The sequence below is a fragment of the Endozoicomonas sp. SESOKO4 genome, from assembly GCF_024606275.1.
This window is the reverse complement of sequence record NZ_JAHHPS010000385.1, coordinates 1-1,523: the sequence shown is the minus strand read 5'-3', so window position 1 is coordinate 1,523 and position 1,523 is coordinate 1. Positions and strand designations below refer to the sequence as shown.

At 47.5% G+C, this 1,523-nt stretch carries 1 protein-coding gene; it reads left to right on the top strand.

Annotated elements, in window-relative coordinates; translation table 11 throughout:
- Nucleotides 1-35: 35 nt before the first annotated feature.
- Nucleotides 36-1,523: hypothetical protein (locus tag KDK16_RS07625; RefSeq protein WP_257275412.1), on the top strand; the 1,488-nt coding region annotated here is incomplete at its 3' end.

Sequence of the window (1,523 nt, the reverse complement as noted above, 5' to 3'; positions counted from 1 at the left end):
TATCAAAAAGTGATCTCAAATCAGGCTTAAACGGTTTGAACAGCACGCTCTGGAATGACGGTGATGCAACACAGCTGCCGATGGTCAGAGCCGTTAACATTCCCTACCGTGAACTTGCCCGAATCAATGGCACCCAACAAACAAATAACCTGTTCCCCATCGTCCTGAATGAGTTTGCCGACCCCGGTGGTGCCGAAAACGCGACCTCTTTCGTTCGTACTGTCTGGAACGGTCGGGATGGCTATTTACCGTTTCCTAAAGTGTTCTCTGAACTGCAAACATTACTGGCCGGAATGGATTGCACACCAGGGGGATTTGACTGCAGCGGGGTAAAAGACATCACGACAACTCTGTTGGCTATAACATTGTCATCTGAAAAGTTGTCATCTGAAAAATTGTCATCTGGAAAGTCGCTCACCACTGAATTGACCACGGCTGCTGCCATCAGAGCCTTAACTGATTCGGAGCCAGCATCAGACACAACATCGGCAACATCATCCCCATCGGCACAGCCGCTCACCACTGAATTGACCACGGCAACTGCATCCAGTGCCTTGTCTGACAGTACATCCCCCACAACCGATACACTCAGCCTGTCAGACAACTGCCAGCCACCAGAAGGCACACCGCTCTTTCAAACCTATGACCCGGAAAACCAGCGGATATACGTCGTCATTCAGCCTGAGTCGTCTTCCAAAGGGATCGTTCTGGCGCGCTATAAAGGTTCCGAACTGGATAAACCATTTGGTCGTTGCGGCATTGTGACTTACACCACCTCTGCCGACCACTCCATAATACTGGACTCCTACCAGTCTCTGACAGGACAGGTGACTCACGAAGCCACTGGCTCTCAACTTAACCTTGTTGCAACAACACCTTCAGGAAAAACAACTCTGTTCGAGTTCCCTTTAAATGCCACCCAGAAATATCCGGCACAATTGATCGTGCGTGACAAGGTCTTCCCTGAAAGTGTGCAAATTAATGATACTGCTTATCATAATGGCTTCATGTATTTAACAGGAACCCTCGATAACAGACTATTTGTTGGCCGTTACCAGCAGCGTCGGCTCTTTTTTCCTGAAGACAGTGGCCCGTATGATAAAGAACAAGGACTTCATTTAAGGCTTTCCCCAGATGGCGAAAGCCTTTATGTAACAGGCAAAAGTGAAGACGACACGCCCTATCCTCTGTTTATCCGACAGTACGACAGTCAACAGCTAAAACCCGCCACCTCTTTTGGCAACAGTGGCAAAACGATAATAACTATCAACGATATTGATACGGTCAAGAGTCAGCAGGACATTCTGATACAAAAAGACCAGATCTACTTTGCCCTATTCAGTCCTGAGGAAGAGGTGTTGTTTATTCGCCGTTTCGCCACTGACAATGGACAGATGGATAGTGCTTTTATGATTGACGACAAGATTGATTTTTCTTCCCGAACACCTGATTCGTTTGCAACCGTCAAGCTGATGACCACGGAAGATTATTTGCACGCCATTATTTACCACAGTGATGGACAA